The sequence below is a fragment of the Enterobacter sp. KB-221C9 genome, from assembly GCF_041320715.1.
GTDB classification, from domain to species: domain Bacteria; phylum Pseudomonadota; class Gammaproteobacteria; order Enterobacterales; family Enterobacteriaceae; genus Enterobacter; species Enterobacter asburiae_D.
This window is the reverse complement of the sequence record NZ_JBGIWG010000002.1, coordinates 12,215-29,399: the sequence shown is the minus strand read 5'-3', so window position 1 is coordinate 29,399 and position 17,185 is coordinate 12,215. Positions and strand designations below refer to the sequence as shown.

The following is a 17,185-nucleotide window of genomic DNA, read 5'->3' as shown; positions in this document are numbered from 1 at the left end:
TTACCGCTCTGCGCGATACACCAGATCGCCACGCGGGACAGGCTGCGGCTGAAGGCCCAGCCAGGTGTTATAGCCTAATCGCCCGGGGCTCCCGAGCGTGGTGCCCTGCACCGCGTCTTCGCGCAGGATCACCCGCGTTTCCCATTCAAACTCCACCCCGACGTACTGACGCACCCAGTCGCGCAGCTCGGTGACCCACGCTTCCCCCGGCAGAAAACGGTTGTACTCCTCCGCGCTCAGCGGGCCAATGTCGATGCGAAACTTATGCTGCACGTCGCGGACGGCGACGCCGAGAAAAGCGGACTCACCCATGCGCGGCATGCGGCGTCCTGCGCCAAGCTGCGCCTGCTCGCGCGTGGAAAGCGGCATCCACTGCGGCACGTTGCTCACCAGCTTAACCGGCGCTTTAAAATAGTTGCGCAGGATCTTCTCCAGCCCCTCCGGGTCCCGCCCGTGACGGGTCAGGTGTCCGGCGTGGGTAAAGCGGGCGTGCGAGCTCAGGTTGCCTTTGTTCATCTGACCCGGCTGGCCCATGCCAATCAGCGACGCCAGGTAGCCCTCAAAGCGCCTGTTATCGGCGCGATCCAGAGAGACGGTCGGCTGCGCATCCGCCCAGGCGCGGTAAAACAGCAGCGCAAGGCGGTGATGGAACAGATCGGCAAACGCGCTGAGGCTGGTGTCCTGATGATGATAAATACGCTCGCGGGCGTATTCGGTCATGTGGACCGGTAGCGGGCCGTTCGGGCCAAACAGGCCGAAGCTGAGGATAGAGACCTCATGAAGCCCGCTTTCCTCCCGCTGACGCACCTGGGCCAGCGTCGACGGTGCAAAACTCATCGACGGCTGCTGGCCGATGCGCAGTGGCTCAAATTTCGGCAGCGGCGCGCGTCCCAGCGGGTAGCGCTCGCCGCCCTGGGCATCAATGCGCCTTAACAGCTGAAACAGATCGTAGCGCCAGGGCGTCTCGCGAACCCCGCTCCAGAACGCATCCGGCAGACGGGTCAGGCGATGCACGCGCAGCGGTGCAGCGGCAGCGTCACTCATATCAGCGCCCTTTTACCCATGCGCGGCGCCCAGTAGCCAATCTCGCCGCGCTGCTGACTCTTCAGGGTGAACTCCGTAAAGCTGTTGATGGACACCAGACGGGCAAAGAGACGCTCCATCACGCTGCCGAAAAGCCACGGGCTGGCGCCGGAAAAGGCGCGCTCATCTACCGTCAGGGTAATGCCGATCCCGCGGGCGAAAACGACCGGGCCGGGTTCAGGCACGCGGCGGTGAACCGGCTCCAGCACGCAGTGGCGTACCCCCTCCACCTGACGCGCAACGGGCGTTTCAGCCAGGTTGGCGTACAGCCCTAACAGCTGGCGCAGCGCGGCCGCACCCTCTTCGTCTTCGCTGTCCATCAGGCTGAGGTAGTTCATCTGCAGCTGGCTGATGAGCCGCCAGGTGCTGAACCCTTCTGCCAGCGCGGGACGCGGCGGCGTCGGGCCTTTGCGCAGGGTGAGGGATTTCACCGGCATGGAGTCGGCCATAATGAACTGCCCGAGCTCCTGCTGCAGCATCAGCGGCAGGTCACGGCTGGTGCAGAGCACCTCGGCAGAGATGTAGCGCAGGTTTTCCTGCCAGGGCGCGTGCTGTTCATCCACCAGCGAGACAAAGACCTCCGAGCCGATATAGCCGGTGCGGGTACCGTAGCGCAGGGCGTGCTCGGACAGCACGCGCTGTTCGCGACGCAGGGAAAAATAGGCCCCGTAGTTGCCCGCATCGCCGCTCCAGGAGCTCCAGAATGGACGAAACGTCTGGTCATCACGCTGGCCGTCCGCGCTGCCATAGATTTTTTTGACCGCGTAAATTTCATAATCCAGCGGACGGATGTTATCCACCACCAGATGGTATTCATGCTGGCCTTCATTCAGCTTCTGCCGCGCCGCGACCTTTGGGAACAGGTTGATGACCGGCGTACAGTGCAGCGCCAGATGGCTGGCATCGACCACGCGCTCAAGCTGTTCATCCGACTTATCCAGCAGAATGAAGATATCGAAGGCTTTTTCACCTTCACAGCGCTGGATGAGCGTGCTCAGACCGCTCAGGCTAATAAAGCGGAAACGGGCCGGAAAGGCGAAATACTCCTGCAGCAGGCGATAGCCGTCAAAGTTACGCAGATCGTCCGGCAGCAGCGCCTGGTCAGGCTCAAAGCCCTCCTGGCGCAGCGCGTCCGACGCCAGCAGCCGTCGCTGCGGCTGCGGGCTGACCGTTTGACAGACGATCCCGGCGTGGTGCTCCATCACCAGCTCCAGCAGCTTCAGGGCTTCAATATCCGGACCGCCGAGGAAAAATTCCAGACGGTCGAAATCCAGGTGCCCGAGGTTTTGCGGGCCGTCGCAGGCGATGCGGATCCGTAAGGCGCTGCCGATCCCACGCTGGCTCAGCCCCAGCTGCGCGAGCGGCAGATCGGCGGGCACGCCGCCCAGCTCGACCTTGTCGATTTTCAGCGGCAGCAGGTTGACCTCGTGCGCCGTGGTATAGCTGCAGGTCACGCCGGTTTTTTTCAGCGCCAGGCTGTCCATCATGGTGCCGCGCGGCACGATAAAGCCCTTGCTCAGGTCGCCCCGGCTGCTGTCGGGCTCAATCTCCGCGATCGCCATCGACGGCGTGGGCGCGAGATAGTTAGGCGCAATCATCTCCAGCAGACGCTGGGAGAAGCGCGGAAACTCCGCGTCCATTTTCATCTGCACGCGGGAGGTCAGGAAGGCGAAGCCCTCCATCAGACGTTCGGTATACGGGTCCGCCACTTCGATGCCGCGCATGCCCAGCCGTCCGGCGACCTTAGGGTAGCGTTCGGCAAACTCGGCCCCCATTTCGCGCAGGTAGGCCAGCTCGCGGTTGTAGTATTCGAGCAGTTTACTTTCCATGATTACCCCGCATCTTTCAGTTCAAAATGGCCGTTTTCCAGATCGACATCGGTACGAAACAGAAACTCCAGCGGGTACGGCACGCACCACAGACGCCCTTTAATCTCGATGGAGAGCACGTTGTGCAGATCCAGCGAGGAGGTATCCGACACGCAGCGGACCTGCAGCCCCTGCGGCAAAATGCGCGGCTCAAAATTGATGATGGCCTCGGTGAGCTTGCGCTGGATATCGTGCCATTCGATATCCGACATTCTCTTTCCGGCCAGCGGCGCGACGCCGAAGTTGACCACCGAGCGGTTCACGTGCGGCAAGGCGCTCAAATCGCCGGAGGCATCGTGGTTAATGGTATTAAACAGCCACTGCAGATCGCGCAGCACATTGCGGCGCAGGGCGGCGTGGGTGATCAGATTACTGTTGGCCGACTCGCGTTTTTTTTCCGGGTCGTTATCGGTGAGGCGATCCAGCAGCGAGGGCTGCATTTTGTCGCGCGCCCCCACCTTCTCCTGCCTGCTGCGGGCTTGCCAGCCGCTGCGCAGCAGATCGCCTTCGCCAGCGGGATTACTCATCGGCTCCGTCCGTCGCAAACGTCACGAGGCTTAAGGACAGCAGCGAGCTTTCGCTTTGCTCGCTCAGCCAGGCTTTCTGGCCCATCCCTTCGTAAAGGGTGCCGTCTTCGTCGAGCGGCTGCCATTCGGTGGTGCGGCCCAGCTTGACTGCATCAGGGGCATCGGCAGCAAAAGGATAACGCGCCGGGATCTGACACACCTGCTCCGTACCGTCGGTCAGGCGCACCAGCGCGTGACGCCAGACCAGATCGGTCACGCTGGCAGGCGCCTGGAAACGGATCTCCGCGATAGCGCTAAACGGCAGCCAGAAATAGCGGCCGTTGACGATGGTTTCGCAGACCGGGCCGAGACGGGCGTCGCCGTCCATCAGCCAGTCAAAGCCCTGCGTCTCCTCGTTTTCCAGGATAATGTTGCCGGGGGTGGCCTGAGCCCGATCGAGGGCCTCCAGACGCAGCGCCCGGGCCCGCTCGCCCTCCTCGCTCAGCGCCGCGGCCAGAGCAGTCAGCCACGGCCACTGGGCTTCAGGCATAGCCGGACGCACCTGTCCCGCCATCACCTGCGCGCGCTGCAGCTCGCCCTGAATGGACTGCTCCAGCAGCGTGACGGTGGGCTTCGCCTGAGGCTTGAGTGCCAGCCAGCTTTTCAGCTGGGTCAGCGCACGCGCCCAGTTGCCGCTGAGGGTTAAAAACTGCACGAACGCGGCGCGAAGGTCGGCATCCGCCGGACGGGCTTTGATTTCAGCCTCAAGGCGCGCCAGCGCATCGCTGAGCGACTCGCCCGCCAGGCGTTGATAGAGCGTATTCATAGCCATTCCTTAATTCGCCGCGCGCCACGCGCCGACGGCCGGATCGCGAAGCTGAGGACGCAGGGTATCAATCAGAACGATATTCAGCGGCGTGCCGGGTGCGACCCAGGCGCTCCAGGTCTTTTTCACCGCCGCGATGCGCGCCTGCAGCTTTGCGTCATCGCTGGCGATTTCACGGGAAATCTCTACCGCTACGGTGCCGTTGCTTTTCCAGCTGTTCAGGGCGCTATCGTAAGGCAGGATCATCCAGCTCTGGTCGCTGTTTGGCGTGCTGAATACCATGCGCTCCTTGTTGACGGAGGTGATCAGCGCGTTTTCAGGATCGGCGCTTTGGTTCAGTCCGGTCACCGGGAAGCCATGGATGTAGGTCACCGCCATCTCTTTCTGTCCGCCGCTGCGGGACTGAGAAACAACGGTGTGTCCGCTCAGCCAGCTGCCGTTACCGCAGCGGGTGGTGTCAGAATCCGGAATAAAGAGCGCCGGAGCGGAAGCGCCCCCTTCCCAGAAGGTGCGAAGGTGGCAGCCGTCCTGCAGGGTAAATTCCTGCCACGGCGTGCGGTCAGCGGCGACGGTGCGGGACGCCACGTTCTGGTCTGGCGGCAGTAACGCGCCGCTGGCTGGGGTTTCAGTGACGGTCGCAGCGGGCGCGGCCTGCTCCTGTTTCACCACCAGCGCCCAGTCCTGCGCTTTGCCTGCCGTGCCCTGCGCCAGCGTGGTACCCGCCGGGTCGTTGAGCGTCCAGCTAAGTTTATTCACTTTGCTGCACTGGTGTTCCAGCAGGGAGCCAAGACGCGGCACAAAGTTCTCCAGCACGGAGACGTCTTTCTTGCCGTTCGCCACGATACGCAGCGCCACCTCAGGCTTACACCAGCTCTGCGGCGTATTGTCTTTAATGTTGTCGATCCAGATATCCAGCTTCTGCGCAGGAGACTGCACGATGCGGAAATTCTCAGCCTGCGCGGTGGAGGTGACCGCCAGAAGTGCCAAACCCGATAGCCAAAGTTTCATATCGTTCCTTGTGTGTCTAATCAGTTCCGCAGGGAAGAAATTGTGCTGCGTCAGAGAGGGTGTGCAGCAAAGTGGTGTCCTGAGGGTTGCCCATCCATACCGCCAGGGCAGTATAGTTATCCTGAGCATTCCCCTCCTGTTCGCCATTCTTTTGAATGATTTGGTTCATTAAGGTCAGCCACTCCTGCGGCGTATTGACCATATGCAGCGACTGCTTCATTTGCTCTTCGCTGACGCCGTGCCAGAACCCGTCGGTGCACAGTAAAAAGGCATCGCCGTCTTCAACCTGCACCACGTCGCTGTAGCTCGCTTCCGGCCCGCCGTTTTCAATCCCGAGCGCCAGATAGAGCAAATTGCTGTTCAGGTTGTCGGTCTGGTGACCGGCATCCTTCATCTGCTGCACCAGGCTGTGGTCGGTGGTCACATGCCACAGCCATCCCCGGCGAAACAGATACAGGCGGCTGTCTCCGGCATGCGCCCAGTAGGCCAGCCCGTAATCACGGTCAATGAACAGGCTGACCAGCGTCGTGCCCATCCGGCGATAGTCCTGCACGGCCTGCTGTTCGCTGAGGATAGTGCGGTTCGCCGTCTGCACGTAGTCGCGGATGTGCTGCGCGTTAAGATGCTTGTCGCCATCGAAGCGGGAGATGATGCTGTTGCGGGCCAGCTCTGCAGCCACCTCACCGCCCGGCAGGCCCGCGATGCCGTCGCAGACGACAAAGCAGGCCGAACGTTCCCCTATGGTTTCTCCCGTCTGATCCTGGTTGCTGGCGCGCGTCCCCTGGCGGGAGAGAGAAGCCGTTGCGATATTCATTTGTCTTCCGATCCGCTCTGTGAGTCTTTGTACTGATTCACCTCCATGTCATACGCATGAAGGAAGGCCTCGCCGAAGAGGGTGTGGAAGTCATCCTCAATCTCGCCAGCCGTCTCGCCATAGCTGCGCACAAAATAGTCCCACAGGGCGGCTTTGCGGCTGCCCGGCAGCGCCAGACGGGAGGTCATCCCGTTCTGCTTCGCCTGCTCCTCCAGCTGTTCCGGATTAAAGGACTGCAGCATCGCGGCAATAATGGCGCGGATACCGGAGATCATGCCCAGCTGGTGCGCCTGCAGATCGATCAGCGCGTCGCGCACGGATTTTGTCGGCGGCATAAAGCCCGGCATCGGGGTGCCGAACATCTGGATCAGCACGGTTTTGCCGGTCGGCAACAGCTTGAACGGGTTGTTGGCATCGTCCAGCACCATGGTCATATCGGCTTTCACGCCGCGCTTGAGGATGGAGCGCGAGGAAAGCAGCGCCACGGTTCCCTGAGAGAACATGCCGAGGATCTGCCCCAGCTGACGCATATTTTCACGGTCAAACTGCGGAACGGGCTGCATTTCGCTCAGGCCCATGCCTTCCAGTAGCGCCTCCAGCAGCTCGCCCTGCAACACGTCGCCCTTCTCACCGCTGTTCGTCGTGGCGGTTGGGGCGGCGGCGTTATTGACCGGGTCGATGCGCAGGCGGCCTTTCGGGGCCTGAGCGCTGCTGCGCGCAACGGCCTGTGGCGTTGGCATGGTGAAGCCTGCGTAATCCGGTCGCGCGGGCTCTTCTTCAGCACGCGGTTCTTCCTGCGGCTCGGGGGCGAACAGCGGAGAATCGGCCAGCACGTCCTCTTCCTGTTCAGGCTCCGGCACTGGCGCAGGCTTCTCGGCAATAATGTCATCCGGATGGGTCAATGGCGCACCGCCCATCAGCCCGAGCGGGTCGTCATTACGCGCGGCTGGCGCGCTGGCCTTACCGCCAAACAGGGCCAGCGGATCGAGTTCATCCGTCGCCTCTTCTTCTGGCTTAACGGGGCTATTCTCGCCCGGCGGCACCAGCGTTGACGGGGTGACGTCGTCAAAAATACTCTCTTTTTTGAACAACGCTTCGTCGCTGAACAGCGTGTCCGGGTCGACATTCTTACGCTCGAGCTTTGGATCGCTGTCGTTGAACATCGCCAGCGGATCTTCGGCGTTACGCTCCGGGGCCGCAGGCTGGGAGAACGGATCGTGCGATGCAGCAGGCTGCGGTTTTGTACGGTTACTGGAGATGCTGTCGGAGATGGAGAACTCCTGCATCAGGCTATCCCAGATTTCCGTTGGCACGGCGGTCGGCTCGGCCTTCCCGCGCGGTGCGGCACTCGCCGGTTTCGGCTGTGGAGCGGTCGCGGGTGCGGCTGTCGGACGCGCCTGCTGATGCATGCTGGCCGCCATTCGGCTCACGGGCTGGGTATCGTGGATCAGCTCGGTGACTTCGATACGGTAGTCATCAATACCGAGAATGTCGCCATCCTGCAGTTCAACCTGACGCCCTCGCTCCAGCGGAATGTCATTTAATACCACGCGGGTGACGCTGCCACGGTTGGTCACGCGGCATTCGCCCTGGGCGTCAACGTGAACAATGGCCTGCAGACGAGAAATGGTGCGGTCATTATCCGGCAATACCAGATTGTTATCCGTACCGCGCCCAATGGTGCCGCCCGGGGCGTAAAAATCACAGCTGCTTTGCGGCGGCTGATGACCGGGTTTCGTAGAAATAATCGTGAATCGCATGGCGTATTCCTGCTGGTATGATTAGCGCTCAAACGCTGCCGCTCTCGGGGCGAGAACGGCGGCGTTTGGGGCCGATTCCATCTTTTCTATTCTGCTGTTTTGAGCGGACGAATCGCGTCGCTATTGGCGATTAAGCTGCACTTCAAAACCTGATAATGACCCGGTTCAGTACCGCCGACTTTCTCTTTCAGTAAAGAAACAATCACCTTGTCGGCTTTTTCAAAATTCTCAGCAGGGAGATTGCTTGCTTCGAGCCAGGCGGCGGCGCTGGCCTCTGCATCAGATTTCAGGGCTTTGCTGTCCGCAATCTTACCGATACACCGGTTTTGCACCCAGTTTTCAAAAATTTGTTGCTGAGAAAAAGCGCTGATATCAGGCAGCGTTTGGGCATAAACCACAGAGGCATTTAATGCCAACACGAGCAGCAGTAAACGTTTCATTTCAGGCTCCAGAATGTTGCGTTGGCAGGAATAAACGAACCATTTCCTGGAGAACCAAGGAAATGACAGTCATCAGAGCAAATATTTCCATTCCAGAGAGTTACATGCCCGGTTGCATCGCTCCAGCCGTGACCGGTAAAGATGATAATACCTTGCTTGCCAGCAAATTGGGCAGGCGTTGGGGAAGAGACTGACATATCTGCATTGCCCAGTACCGTGGGTAGAAATGCAATCATATCTTTAACGCGGAACATATAGCGCTTTTTGTCATTTCCGGTCACTGTCGCATATTTGCTATTAGAAGGAATCGGAATACCACAATAATTCAAGACGTAGCTCATACGTATTGGGCAGGCATTTTTAAAAATACCGGCGTCGATATTATGCTGAACTTTTCCACCCAATAACTTGCCAACCTGTTCTACGTTTACGTTCACTTCTCTGAATCGGTTCCAGGCGGCGCCAAAAGCAGGACGCATTTGAGACATCTCATTTCTCCTTGATAAGAAGCTCAGGATAAAGTGAGCCCTTTCGGGCCCACTATTATTATGCTTCTTTGTTTTCTTTGATGTTCCAGCCAGCACTGCTTTCAGCACCTTTACCACCAGACGTGGTCTGCTCCCAGTACTGCTGTTTCACTTTCGCAGCCTGGAATGCATAGGTCACACCAACGGTATCGCCGTTGTCTGCACCGGTGTACTGAACAGAAGTGACCAGCACATCTTCCAGCGTGATGCGGGAGTATTCCACCTGCTGGCCGCCGGCTTTACAGACGGACAGTTCAACTTTAGTCAGGTGTTTACCGCTGGCGCAGTGTTTCAGTACAGCGGTGGTGGATTTGTCGATCAGCGCGTTTACGTGCAGGTCGTTAAAGTTAACTTTACCGGCACCGCCGCCACCGCCAACGCTCATATTACCCGGCTGGGAAGCGCCCCAGGAGAAGGAGGTAATATCAGTCCAGCCGGTGTGGTTAGAATCTTTAGATTCGCCCGTAACACCCTCGACCTTCAGAAACATATCAATAGCCATAATATCTACTCTTCGTGGATGAACAATATTGCTTTCGAAAAAGCCCTTATATGGCAAACAGGAAAGCATGGGGCTGAATAAAACCGTCCATATTTTACCTCTGCCTCATATCAAACGACCCGTGTCATTTGACAGTCTTACATTCCTTCGAAATAACGGAAGGAGTGTGAAGTCATTATTACCGTGCGTTATTCTGGAACCTGTTAAGGACAGCATTAACAATTTAGCCGTCTTTCCTGCCGGGTGGCGCTGTGCTTACCCGGCCTATATTGAACAACGATATCAATAGATTGCACGTTTCATTGTAGGCCCGTGCAAGCGTAGCGCCGCCGGGCGAAACTCACTAAACGCACGTTGTCAGCAGTCTTACGCGTCTTTCGTCTTCAGCGACGGCAGTTTAGATACCAGACGCAGGGAAACGGTCAGACCTTCCAGCTGGTAGTGTGGACGCAGGAAGAACTTCGCGGCGTAGTAGCCCGGGTTGTCTTCAATCTCCTGCACCTGCACTTCCGCAGCCGCCAGCGGTTTGCGGGACTTGGTCTCCTGAGAGGAGTTCGCCGGGTCACCGTCCACGTAGTTCATGACCCAGTCGTTCAGCCAGCGCTCCATCTCTTCGCGCTCGCGGAAGGAGCCGATTTTGTCGCGCACGATGCACTTCAGGTAGTGGGCAAAGCGGCAGCAGGCGAACAGGTACGGCAGGCGAGAGGCCAGACGCGCGTTAGCGGTGGCATCCGGGTCATGGTACTCCGCCGGTTTTTGCAGAGACTGTGCGCCGATGAAGGCGGCAAAGTCGGAGTTTTTGCGGTGAACCAGCGGCATAAAGCCGTTTTTCGCCAGCTCGGCTTCACGACGATCGCTGATGGCGATCTCGGTTGGGCACTTCATGTCCACGCCGCCGTCATCGCTCGGGAAAGTGTGGCACGGCAGGTTTTCCACCGCCCCGCCGGACTCCACGCCGCGAATCGAGGTGCACCAGCCGTACTCTTTGAAGGAGCGGTTGATGTTGGCAGCCATTGCATAGGCGGCGTTCGCCCAGGAGTAGCTGTTGTGGTTAGCGCCGTCGGTCTGTTCTTCGAAATCAAAGCTGTCGACCGGGTTGGTGCGAATGCCGTACGGCAGGCGCGACAGGAAGCGCGGCATCACCAGCCCCAGATAGCGGGCATCTTCGGATTCACGCAGAGAACGCCAGGCGGCGTATTCGGTGTTCTGGAAGATCTTGGTCAGGTCGCGCGGGTTAGCCAGCTCCTGCCAGGACTCCATCTGCATCACGCCCGGTGCGGTACCGGTGATAAACGGACAGTGCGCCGCAGAGCCGATGCGCGCCATTTCGCCCAGCAGCTCAACGTCCTGCGGGCTGTGGTCAAAGTAGTAGTCGCCCACGATGCAGCCAAACGGCTCGCCGCCGAACTGACCGTACTCCTGCTCGTAGATTTTCTTGAAGATCGGGCTCTGGTCCCAGCCCACGCCCTTGAAGCGCTTCAGGGTGCGGCCCAGCTCCTGCTTGGAGATGCTCATAAAGCGGATCTTCAGCATCTCGTCAGTTTCAGTGTTGTTCACCAGGTAGCTCAGACCGCGCCAGGCGCTCTCCAGCTTTTGAAACTCGTCGTGGTGAATAATCTGGTTCACCTGCTGCGACAGCTGCTCGTCGATACCGGCAATCAGGTTCTGAATGGTACGGTAGGTATCGTTGGAGAAGGTGACGGTATTTTCCAGCGCCTGCTGCGCCAGGGTTTTGACCGCGCTCTCTACGGCTGAACGGGCCTGATCGGTTTTCGGGCGGAACTCTTTGTTCAGCAGCGCGCTGAACTCATCCTGGCTGAACGCCTGACCCGCCTGCTGCTCATGTTGTTGAGTCTGGTTGCTCATTGATTATTCCTCGCTACCTTTCGCGCTTTCGTCATTTTTCGGCAACTGGCTCAGGGATTTGAGCAGCGTCGGATCCTGCAGAATTTTAGCGATCAGCTCTTCCGCACCGTTTTTGCCGTCCATATAGGTCAGCAGGTTGGAGAGCTGGGTACGCGCTTCCAGCAGCTTGTTCAGCGGCTCAACCTTGCGTGCCACCGCATCCGGCAGGAAGTCGTCCATGCTGTCGAAGGTCAGATCCACGTTGAGCTTGCCTTCGCCGGTCAGGGTGTTATCCACCTGGAACGCCACGCGCGGCTTCAGCGCCTTCATGCGTTCGTCAAAGTTGTCGATGTCGATTTCGAGGAATTTACGCTCGTCGACGGCCGGCAGATTTTCCACCGGTTTGCCGACCAGATCGGCCATGACGCCCATCACAAACGGCAGCTGAATCTTACGTTCTGCACCGTAGATCTCTACGTCGTACTCGATCTGCACGCGGGGGGCACGGTTACGTGCGATGAATTTCTGCCCACTGTTACTCATTGCCATGATGTTCTCCATCAAAGATGCGCGGTGAAGGTGAAACGGCAGGCTCCATGCCTGTCGTCATAATGCCTGGACGCGTTATTCGCGGCGCCCAAAGATGTTTTCAAGTTGGTTAACGCCGTCTGGCGCCAGGTCGCGAATAATGTCCATAAAGTTAAGTTCTGACAGCCGCTGCACCCGTTCAATCATCAGCGGTGCGGGGTGGCTCGGTTCGTACTGCGCAAAATACTGCTTCGCTTTTTCCAGCATCAGCTGCGCGTCGGCGCGGCTGGTAACCTGCACGCTTCGCCAGTCGGTGACCGGCTGAGCGGGCTGCGCTGCCGCCGACTGCTGCTCGGCCTGTGGTTCTGCCTGCGCCTCACGGTTCGGCAGCAGCTTGCTGATGTCGGTCACCTGACACGCGCTGGCGACCAGTCCGACGGTTTTCAGCAGCTGCTCCATCTCGGGCACGCCGCTTTCACCGAGATGCCCGGTGAGCAGCTCGCGGATCGCCAGCAGACGTTCGTTAATGACGATGACCGCTGCGGTGCCCGGCTGGTCGCCGCGGGCCAGTTCGTCAATCAGCCGCGGACGGCCACCGGGATAGTCCGGACATTCCGTCTTGCTGCCGTCCAGCAGGGCCTGGGCATCCCGGAGCGAAATTTCATCGCCGTTTGAACGCAGAAGCGAGGCGTTTCGCACGGCGACGGTCAGGTCGGATTTATCGCTCAGCCCCGCCAGGGCGTTAATGCGATAGAACGGATCGGTTTCGCCATACTCTTCCAGCAGCGGATAGAGCGTCTCCCAGTAACGGGCGATCGCCTCCTGCACCAGCAATAATCCGTCCGCGTAGCCCGCAAGCCCGCGGCGGCGCGTCCAGGCATGGGTTAACGCCAGCAGTACGCGAAGATCTTTGGTGCGGGTCAGCAGGCTGGTGGCGAATTTTTCTACCGTGTTCCAGTCAGCGGGCTCTGCCGGGATAATGGTGTCGCCAAACTGCTGTTCCGCTTTCCCCTGGCTGGCCTGATTCATGATCTGGAAGTCGGCGTCGTACTCCAGGTTTTCGCCGCAGGGTTTTTCGGGGCTTATTGGCGCGAGAAATTCTTCGATATTCATAAGATCCCTGCTTATTCAAACATGGGCGGATAAAGACCGTGACGGCCCGGGCGGGCGCCCCCTGCCGGGTCGAACAGCAGGGTGAAAAGCTGCCCGGTAAAGTTACCGCTGTGCACGTGGGTGTATAGCGGGTAACCGTCGCAGCGGTTGGTCCACCAGTAGCTGGTCTGACGCAGCGGATCAAAACACTCCGCCGCCTGAGGCCAGCCCAGCGTGCTCTGACCGTCCTCGTCATAGCCAATCACATCAAGGATGTCGGAACGCTTTTGCGGCTCGACGGGCTGCGGCGCCGGAATGGACATCAGCATCTCATCCAGCTGCGAGGCGGAAAAACTGTTGCGCACCGCGTGCAGCCCCAGGCGCCCAATCTGCTGGTACCAGCTTTCGGCCTGGCTGAGCAGGCTGGTCGACCACTCTGACGGGGCGAAGCTCAGCTGAAGGCAAACCGGGTACTGTCGGCCAACGCTGTCGCGGCCGGGCAGCAGACAGCCCATCTGGATCATCTGGCTGCCCAGCATCGGCGGTACCACATAATTCCAGACTGGCGCTTTCTGGAACTGGCGCTCGCCGCTGCGCTGCTCTTCCTGCTGCCAGGCCAGCAGACCGACCTGGAACCAGTGTGACCACTGGCGCTGTAAAGTGTCAGGAAAGCGACGCTGCAAAAAATCTCCGGCGCTGGGTAACTTGCCATACCAGCTGTAGCGGTTCATCGCAGGGGTATTCGTCATACGGCTGTCCTTGCGGTTATGGGCATGAGAAACGGGGAAGCTGGAACGGGTTACGAATGCTGTTTGGCGCAAACTCCAGCGTGACCTGATGTCCGTCGACGCTGAAGGTGGCCTGACGGCTCAGGCTACCCGCCCCCGGGCTGGTGCTCGCTTTATCGAAGAAGCGGTTGAGCGCCCAGGCGCCGTTGGTGACCAGCGTCGCCGTGCTGCCGTTAGCCAGCCCCAGCTGCATGCGTACCTGGTTGGTGCCGCCCGGCCCCGGCCAGTTCATGATCTGCACGGCCTGCGGCCCGTGGCTGTAGCGCAGCAGCTGGCCGTCAACGTCCAGCGTCAGGTTCAGAATGGTGTTATCCATTCGCACGGTGCGAACCGTCACCTTGAAGGACGGCGTCGTTGCGCCGTTAGCAAAGAAGGCGTCGCGAATCGACTGGGCCTGCTGGAACGGCCTCAGCAGCCCTTCACTTCCCGGCAGCGTTTTACCGTCGATGCCCGGCATAAAGCGCCAGTTTGCCTGCGTGGTGTCCACTTTATTGGTCAGATTGTCGCGGAAGAAAGCGTCCATCAGCCCGGTTCCCGGCGCAAACATGCGCGCGAGATCGTCAGGGGTGACCTCGGTGCTGGCGCTGCGCACCAGCGGGTAGCGACCGGCAATCGCCTGACGGCAGAAACCGCCCACTTCAACGTTAATTCGCTTACGCACGTTTTCCAGGTCACGGCGCTGGGTATCGCTGCTGGCCCCCACCGCCATATTGCTGAACATGGTTTGCAGACCGCCCGGCAGGCGACCGGCGCTGGCCTGCAGACGGCTGATCGCCTCGCCGCCCGGTGCAGGCATACCGCTGTTGGCGGCGTCCTGGACGGCGGTCAGGTAGCGATAGAGCTCGTCCACCTGCTTGAGAAAATCATCAAACACGATGGTCTTCCCGCCCTTCTCCAGCGGCTGCGCCAGCTCAATCATCGGCGCATAGTGGTCGGTCACCAGCTGCTCCGGTGCCTGGGTGACCACGGCGGCCTGGGTCGGCGCAGCGTCACTGTTGCTGAACAGCGCTTCCAGCGTGCGGGTGGCGCGGTTGCTCTGCGCCTGCGCTTTACCCGCATCGTCCGGCGCGGGCGCATTGCGCGACAGCGTCAGGACCTGGCTCAGGTTCTGCACCAGGCGGCGCAGCGGCGAGTTTGCGCCGGAGAGCAGGCGCGCGGTGTTGATGCGCTGGGAAAGATCGGCGCTGTTGTTGAGCTGAATGTCAGCGAGAAAGCGATCCCAGTTAGCGATAAAGTCGCGCATGTAGAGCTGGCGCACGGCGTTATCGATCTGCTGTTTATCCTCCTGCGCCGTGGCGGCCCCCAGCACCCAGGCGTCGTCCTCGTGCAGGGCGGTGGTTACGCTGTCAATCTGGCCGTTAAAGCTTTTCCAGTAGCCGTCCGGCGTATACAGGCCCGGTACGCCTTCGCTCACCGGCTTGCCGCTTTTGCGGGAAAACACCAGCTCGCTCTGCGGTCCGCCCAGGTCGGAAAGGGAGACCGGCTTCAGGTTGTCATCATGCTCCAGCAGGCGTTTGAGACGGCCGTATACGCGCGTGGAGAGCGGCTGCTGGTTGATCATCGCTCTTTCGCGGGCAACCAGAGATTCATCCTGCGCGTACGGCGAGGCCTGAATTTTCGGTTCCAGCAGCTGCGTCAGGTGCCATTCAAGCTGCTGCAGCTGCGCCTTCGTGACGTTCTGCGGCAGATTTCGCTGCAGATTGAGCATCACCCACGAATGCAGGAATTTGCCGTCATAGTGCTTCGGCTGATACAGCATCTGATAAGCTTTCAGCGCTTCATAGCTGTATTCCACATCGCTGCCGTTGTCGTTGCGAAGCCAGGTGGTGATGTGCATGGCGACGGCAGGCAACAGCATCTGATCCAGCGCTTTCTGGTACAGAGACTGCGCGGCATCCCTGACGTCATCCCCGCGATAGAGCCCCATACGGCGGGATACGGGCGGGTCGTTGACATCAAACGCGTCGCTTTTCGGCAGGTCGACCAGACCATTCAGCAGCGGCAGCAGATCGAACAGGTCACGCTGCGGCTGGTTCTGTAGCGCCTTGCTCTGCTGGTCCAGCAGCGGCACTTTCGCATCCACCTCTGCCAGATAGGTTTTGTTTTTGGCGTAGCTGGTCAGCCACAGACCGCCGAGGATCGCCAGCAGGGCCAGCAGCGCCGCGTAGCCGGACCAGATCACCGCCCGGTTGCGCAGTTCCCACCAGCGGTTTTCGCCCGCGATCCCGGCTTCCTGGAAGATGACGTTTTGCAGCAGGTTCTTAATGAAGAAACTCTGACCTTTAGCACCCGGGATAGGCGCTTCTTTGCTGACCGAATCCCAGTTATCCGCCTCGCCCCCTTCCGGCAGCGACAGCGCGCGGTTCAGTTCGCCCATCACGCGGTCGAACGGCATGCCTTCCTGAGTCCCGCTGGCGAAGTAGATCCCGCGCGGAGAGAACTCGGTTTCGAAGTTGGAGCGGGCGAAGACCGTGCTCAGGTAGTCCGCCAGCAGCGGACGCAGCGCGGCGAACTCCTGCGGGAAGAGATACGCTTCCGCGCGGGTTTTCGCGTCATGCTCTTTCAGCATGGTTTCCGGCAGCCCGGCATCGAGGCGCTGCTGTAGCAGAGAAAACTCCTGCTGGAAGTTGCCCATCAGGTCGTAATCGGCGTGTTTGGTTTGCTCCCAAGGCAGCGTAAAGCCCCAGATCTGGTCGCGCTGCGCTTTGTCGTAGTCGGCAAACCAGGCGCGGAAGCCTTTAAGCAGGTCGGCCTTGGTCACCATCACGTACACCGGGAAGCGGATACCCAGCTGTTCATGCAGCTCGGACAGACGCTGACGCAGGTTCACCGCCTGCTGGCGGGACGCCTCGGCGGACTGGGTGAGCAGGTCAGAAATGCTGATGGTGATGATGACGCCGTTGATCGGCTGGCGGCGGCGATACTTACGCAGTAACCCCATGAACTCCAGCCATTCGCCGGCGTCCTGCACCTGCTCGCTTTCCTGGGTGGTATAGCGGCCCGCCGTGTCCAGCAGCACCGCCTCGTTGGTGAACCACCAGTCGCAGTTACGCGTGCCGCCAATGCCCCGCAGCGCGGTCTTACCGAAGCGATCGGCCAGCGGGAACTGCAGCCCGGAATTGACCAGCGCCGTCGTTTTACCGGAGCCCGGCGCGCCGATAATGACGTACCACGGCAGCTGATAGAGATATTGCGTGCTGAAGCGCTGCGTCCACTGGGCGCTCTGGCCCGCTTTGCTGAAGTGCGCTTTTTTAAGCATCTGCGCGGCTTCATCAAAACGGCTGGCGAGGATCTGCTCCTCGCTGTTCAGCCGCTTCTGCGGATCCGCGGCTTCCGGGCTGGCGGTATTCTCCTTGAGCTTGTCCATCAGCTTGCGGTTCAGCCAGGCATTGTACAGGCGCGGCAGAATGTGGCCCTGTGCCCAGAGCAGATAGACCACGGCAATGCTGATAATACGGTTCTGTTCAGACTCAAGCGGTCGGGTGTCCACGATGGACAACAGGGGACCAATCATCCAGATCACCGCCGCAAGCGCCGTTACGCCGAGGAAGCTCCACAGAATGCGGTTGGTCAAAATGGAAAGAAGTGTAGTCAGCAT

Annotated in this window: 15 protein-coding genes; all 15 read right to left on the bottom strand. The window is 60.0% G+C overall.

Features of this window, described 5'->3' with window-relative positions:
• The gene (tssG, locus tag AB8846_RS02230; RefSeq protein WP_370731920.1) at positions 1-1,044 is read right to left on the bottom strand and encodes a type VI secretion system baseplate subunit TssG; all 1,044 of its coding nucleotides are present in this window, start codon (positions 1,042-1,044) and stop codon (positions 1-3) included.
• Complete coding sequence (tssF, locus tag AB8846_RS02225; protein ID WP_370731919.1) at positions 1,041-2,912, bottom strand: type VI secretion system baseplate subunit TssF; 1,872 nt, start codon at positions 2,910-2,912, stop codon at positions 1,041-1,043. The genes tssG and tssF overlap by 4 nt, the downstream gene beginning before the upstream one ends.
• A 2-nt stretch (positions 2,913-2,914) precedes the next feature.
• Positions 2,915-3,478, bottom strand: a complete 564-nt coding sequence (gene tssE, locus AB8846_RS02220; protein ID WP_063143864.1) for a type VI secretion system baseplate subunit TssE — start codon at positions 3,476-3,478, stop codon at positions 2,915-2,917.
• Entirely contained in the window at positions 3,471-4,283 is an 813-nt protein-coding gene (locus AB8846_RS02215) for a type VI secretion system accessory protein TagJ (protein WP_370731917.1), read from the bottom strand. The genes tssE and AB8846_RS02215 overlap by 8 nt, the downstream gene beginning before the upstream one ends.
• 9 nt (positions 4,284-4,292) lie before the next feature.
• Positions 4,293-5,291 (bottom strand): hypothetical protein, encoded by a 999-nt coding sequence (locus tag AB8846_RS02210; RefSeq protein WP_370731916.1) that lies wholly within the window; start codon positions 5,289-5,291, stop codon positions 4,293-4,295.
• 16 nt (positions 5,292-5,307) lie between these two features.
• Positions 5,308-6,105 (bottom strand): PP2C family serine/threonine-protein phosphatase, encoded by a 798-nt coding sequence (locus tag AB8846_RS02205; protein ID WP_014884226.1) that lies wholly within the window; start codon positions 6,103-6,105, stop codon positions 5,308-5,310.
• A complete protein-coding gene (tagH, locus tag AB8846_RS02200; protein WP_370731915.1) occupies positions 6,102-7,865 on the bottom strand; it encodes a type VI secretion system-associated FHA domain protein TagH in 1,764 nt (587 codons plus the stop codon). The genes AB8846_RS02205 and tagH overlap by 4 nt, the downstream gene beginning before the upstream one ends.
• An 86-nt stretch (positions 7,866-7,951) precedes the next feature.
• A complete protein-coding gene (locus tag AB8846_RS02195) occupies positions 7,952-8,305 on the bottom strand; it encodes a T6SS amidase immunity protein Tai4 family protein (protein WP_063143860.1) in 354 nt (117 codons plus the stop codon).
• Positions 8,302-8,793, bottom strand: coding sequence for a type VI secretion system amidase effector protein Tae4 (locus AB8846_RS02190; protein WP_063143859.1), 492 nt, complete (start codon positions 8,791-8,793; stop codon positions 8,302-8,304). The genes AB8846_RS02195 and AB8846_RS02190 overlap by 4 nt, the downstream gene beginning before the upstream one ends.
• A gap of 58 nt (positions 8,794-8,851) precedes the next feature.
• Entirely contained in the window at positions 8,852-9,334 is a 483-nt protein-coding gene (locus AB8846_RS02185; protein WP_063143858.1) for a type VI secretion system tube protein Hcp, read from the bottom strand.
• 366 nt (positions 9,335-9,700) lie between these two features.
• Complete coding sequence (gene tssC, locus AB8846_RS02180; RefSeq protein WP_023336028.1) at positions 9,701-11,200, bottom strand: type VI secretion system contractile sheath large subunit; 1,500 nt, start codon at positions 11,198-11,200, stop codon at positions 9,701-9,703.
• A gap of 3 nt (positions 11,201-11,203) precedes the next feature.
• A complete protein-coding gene (tssB, locus tag AB8846_RS02175; RefSeq protein WP_008502644.1) occupies positions 11,204-11,728 on the bottom strand; it encodes a type VI secretion system contractile sheath small subunit in 525 nt (174 codons plus the stop codon).
• Between the two features lie 75 nt (positions 11,729-11,803).
• On the bottom strand, positions 11,804-12,820 hold the full coding sequence (gene tssA, locus AB8846_RS02170) for a type VI secretion system protein TssA (protein WP_063143857.1): 1,017 nt from the start codon (positions 12,818-12,820) through the stop codon (positions 11,804-11,806).
• An 11-nt stretch (positions 12,821-12,831) separates the two neighbouring features.
• On the bottom strand, positions 12,832-13,548 hold the full coding sequence (tagF, locus tag AB8846_RS02165; protein WP_370731914.1) for a type VI secretion system-associated protein TagF: 717 nt from the start codon (positions 13,546-13,548) through the stop codon (positions 12,832-12,834).
• A gap of 16 nt (positions 13,549-13,564) precedes the next feature.
• Positions 13,565-17,185: a type VI secretion system membrane subunit TssM gene (tssM, locus tag AB8846_RS02160; protein ID WP_370731913.1), complete on the bottom strand. Its 3,621-nt coding sequence runs from the start codon at positions 17,183-17,185 to the stop codon at positions 13,565-13,567.